The organism is uncultured Cetobacterium sp., from assembly GCF_947039425.1.
Lineage (GTDB): Bacteria > Fusobacteriota > Fusobacteriia > Fusobacteriales > Fusobacteriaceae > Cetobacterium_A.
This window is the reverse complement of sequence record NZ_CAMQYW010000203.1, coordinates 1-3608: the sequence shown is the minus strand read 5'-3', so window position 1 is coordinate 3608 and position 3608 is coordinate 1. Positions and strand designations below refer to the sequence as shown.

At 23.4% G+C, this 3608-nt stretch carries 4 protein-coding genes; all 4 read left to right on the top strand.

The genetic code is table 11. From position 1 onward, the window contains the following. The first annotated feature begins 79 nt into the window (after window positions 1–79). The 4 genes from Q0V09_RS09160 (at window position 80) to Q0V09_RS09145 (ending at window position 3543) form a co-directional block, all read left to right on the top strand. Window positions 80–967 (top strand): DMT family transporter, encoded by an 888-nt coding sequence (locus Q0V09_RS09160; protein ID WP_297488764.1) that lies wholly within the window; start codon window positions 80–82, stop codon window positions 965–967. A gap of 99 nt (window positions 968–1066) precedes the next feature. Next, complete coding sequence (locus Q0V09_RS09155) at window positions 1067–2287, top strand: aminotransferase class I/II-fold pyridoxal phosphate-dependent enzyme (protein ID WP_297488761.1); 1221 nt, start codon at window positions 1067–1069, stop codon at window positions 2285–2287. Between the two features lie 64 nt (window positions 2288–2351). Beyond that, a complete protein-coding gene (locus tag Q0V09_RS09150) occupies window positions 2352–3206 on the top strand; it encodes a mechanosensitive ion channel domain-containing protein (RefSeq protein ID WP_297488759.1) in 855 nt (284 codons plus the stop codon). A 142-nt stretch (window positions 3207–3348) separates the two neighbouring features. After that, window positions 3349–3543 carry a hypothetical protein gene (locus Q0V09_RS09145; RefSeq protein WP_297407358.1) on the top strand — a complete coding sequence of 65 codons (195 nt, stop codon included), beginning with the start codon at window positions 3349–3351 and terminating at the stop codon, window positions 3541–3543. Window positions 3544–3608 lie beyond the last annotated feature (65 nt).

The following is a 3608-nucleotide window of genomic DNA, read 5'->3' as shown; positions in this document are numbered from 1 at the left end:
AAAAGAAAATATCTTTTAATACTTTTTTTTTTAGAAACTATGTTAAAATATTAACAAGAAAATACTCGGATGTGATTTTATGAATAAAAGATTAAAAGGGGCTTGTTGGATGTGTTTATCGGCCTTTAGTATAACGTTAATGAGCTCAACTGTTAAACTGATGGGAACTAGTATTCCTACTTTTGAAAAAATATTTTTTAGAAATATAATAGAAACAATTGTAATCCTCATTTTAATTAGAGGAAAAGATATTAAAATACTTGGAAATAGTAACAAAGGTAGATTTTTTATGATTATAAGATCTTTTACTGGCTTAACTGATACTATTCTTTATTTTTATTCTATTAATTATTTATATTTAGCAGATTCAACTTTACTAAATAAATTATCTCCTTTTTTTGTAACTTTTTTCGCTACATTATTTTTAAAAGAAAAGTTTCAAAGAAAACAGATTCCATTGTTACTTTTAGTTTTAATTGGTGCTTTATTAATTATCAAACCAAGAATGAACGTCTCTATACTCCCTGCTTTAGCAGGATTTATATCTGCAATTTTTTCTGGTATTTCATATACTCTTCTTAGATATTTAAGACATCTTGAAAATCCAGAGTCAATAGTTCTTTGGTTTGCATGTATATCTATAATAGGTTCTTTTATTCCTATGATTCTACATGGATTTATTATTCCTAGCCATCTACAGCTTTTATATTTAATTTTAACTGGTATCTTTGCAACTATTTGTCAATTATCATTAGCTTATGCTTATAAAAATTCAAAAGCTAATGAAGTTTCAATTTATCAATATCTCAGTATAGTTTTTTCAGCTATTTTAGGTTTCTTTTTATGGCATGAAATTCCTGATATTTCTAGCTCAATTGGAGGACTAATTATATTATTAGTAGCTATTTTTAATTATTATTTATTATCAAAACCTTCAAATCCTCCTCTAGAAAATGAAAAAAAATAGTTATTTTAAAAATAAATGAAAAAATAATTTTAAAAATATATTGTAAAAATCTAATTTTTTGTTATAATTATAATAATTAATAAAGAAACAGGGGGCATTATGGTTATTAACAAATATAAAGATAAAAAAATAGATGATCAAGTTTTTATTTTTTCTAAAAAGGCAAAAGAAAAAAAGGAAGAAATTGGAAAGGAAAATACAATTAATGGAACTCTTGGAATTTTTTATAATGAAGATGAAGAATTACATATTTTAGATTCTGTTTATACTGAATATAAAAATTTAAACTCTTTTGATATTTTTGGATATGCTTCTAGTATTGACGGAGATGAAAAATTTAAAGAAGCAGTTAAAATATGTACTTTAGGAAAAAATTATAAAAATACTTATAAAAATAACTTTACTGAAGTTATTGCAACTCCAGGAGGAACTGGAGCAATCTATAATACATTTCAAAATTATTTAAATGATGGTGAAAAAGTATTACTTCCTGAATTTATGTGGGGTTCTTATAAAGTTATTGCCAAAGAATGTGGAGGTAACTACGAAACATATAAAATGTTTAATAAAGAAAACAATTTTAATTTAGAAACTTTTAAGGATTCTGTTTTATCCCTTGCAAAAGTTCAAAGAAGTTTAGTTATTGTAATAAATGATCCATGTCATAATCCAACTGGCTATAAATTATCAAAAAAAGAGTGGACTAAAATTATTGATATTTTAAAAATAGCAAGTGAATGTACTAATGTTGTTTTATTAAGAGATATTGCATACTCTGATTTTGATGAAACTCCTATTGATATAAATGATTTATTTATAAGCTTACCTAAAAATTTTCTAGTTATATTAGCCTTTAGTATTTCTAAATCCTTTAGTAGCTATGGTTTAAGAGTTGGTGCTCAAGTTGCTATTACATCATGTGAAAAAATTCAAGAAGAATTTTTAAATGCAAATAAACATACTGGAAGAGGTGTATGGTCTAATATTTCAAAAAGTGGAATGACTATGTTCTCTAATTTAGTTTTAAATAAAAATAACACTCTATTAAAAGAAAGAGAATATATGATAACTCTATTAAAAGAACGTGCAGATATATTTATAAATACTGCTAAAAATATAAATTTAGATATCTTACCATACGAAAGTGGATTTTTCTTATTTATTCCTTTACAAACAACAAACTACAATATAATTTCTAAAAAATTAGAGGATGAAAACATCTATATTACTGGAAGCGATTTAGGAATAAGAATAGCTCTGTGTAGCATTCCTAAAAATAAAATAAAACTAATGGCAGAAAAAATCAAAAAATATTTATAATAAAGGAAACAAAATAATCATAATGTATAACTCCTAATATTTAATAAAATATTAGGAGGACTTTATGAATATTCATAAAATTTTTACAGAAATAATTTTAAGAATACAACATGACTATGATCCTACTCATCTTTTAATTGAAGGAATTTACTTTTTTATTAAATTATTAATTGCTATTATTACCTATTATTTATTTAATAATCTTTTTAAAATTGTTATAATTTTTCAAAAAAAAATTATTGAAAGAAAAGTTAAAGATCGCTCTCTTCTAACCTTTGTACTCTCTTTATCAAAACTTATTTTTTCTATTATTTCTCTAAATATAAGTTTATTAATAATAGGATTTAAAGAACATACTTTATTAGCATTTTTTGGAACTATTGGACTTGGACTTGGACTTGCTTTAAAAGACAATCTTTCTAACCTTTCAGGAGGAATTTTAATTTTATTTTTTAAAATTTATACAGTGGGGGATGAAGTTGAAATTGATAAAGAAAAAGGTTATATTCACGAGATTGATATTTTTTCTACTACAATCAGATCTTATGATAATGATTTAATTATTATTCCTAATAATTTAGTTGTTTCTAATAAAGTTATTAATTATACTAAAACACCTCTTAGAAGACTTAAATTTATTATAGGAATTGGATATGATGATAATATCATCCTTGCTCGAGAAATACTTGAAAATATATTAAAAAATAACCCCTTAATTACAAAAGAAAAAGAAATTTCTACTTATATTTATGAATATGCTGATAGCTCAATTAATATATGTCTAAATGGATGGACTACTAATGATAAATACTGGATTATCTATAAAGAAACTCTTAACCATATAAAAGAAGAATTTGATAAATATGGTATTTCAATTCCATTCCCACAAATGGATATTCACGAAATTAAAAATAAATAATAAAATTTAAAAGGAAATATAATTTTTTAAAGAAAGAATATATTAATTACTCTTAAAAACTATAAAAAATTAAGGTCATTTTTATGACACAAATTAAATTTTAATTTATTTTATAGTCAAAAAGAGAAGTTGGAGGTGGTATATGATTTCTAAAAATGAGTTTTTAAAACAAAAAGCAGTTGAGATCTTAAAAGATAGAGTTGAAAATAGAATAATAAGTTTAGGAGAAATTGCTCCAAATGTTAAAGTTAAAACTTTTTCAAATGAAACTGTATCTTTATTTGACTTATTAAAAAACAATCACCTTATTCTATCTTTTATGAGAGGTTCTTGGTGACCATACTGTAGAGGAGAACTGGAAGTTCTCAAAGGATTAGGTGGATACTTTAATCAAGTTAATGG

Bases quoted from the DNA above. Each gene is read 5' to 3' on its own strand.
- Q0V09_RS09160 (WP_297488764.1), top strand. From the start codon at position 80: ATGAATAAAAGATTAAAAGGGGCTTGTTGGATGTGTTTATCGGCCTTT.
- Q0V09_RS09155 (WP_297488761.1), top strand. From the start codon at position 1,067: ATGGTTATTAACAAATATAAAGATAAAAAAATAGATGATCAAGTTTTT.
- Q0V09_RS09150 (WP_297488759.1), top strand. From the start codon at position 2,352: ATGAATATTCATAAAATTTTTACAGAAATAATTTTAAGAATACAACAT.
- Q0V09_RS09145 (WP_297407358.1), top strand. From the start codon at position 3,349: ATGATTTCTAAAAATGAGTTTTTAAAACAAAAAGCAGTTGAGATCTTA.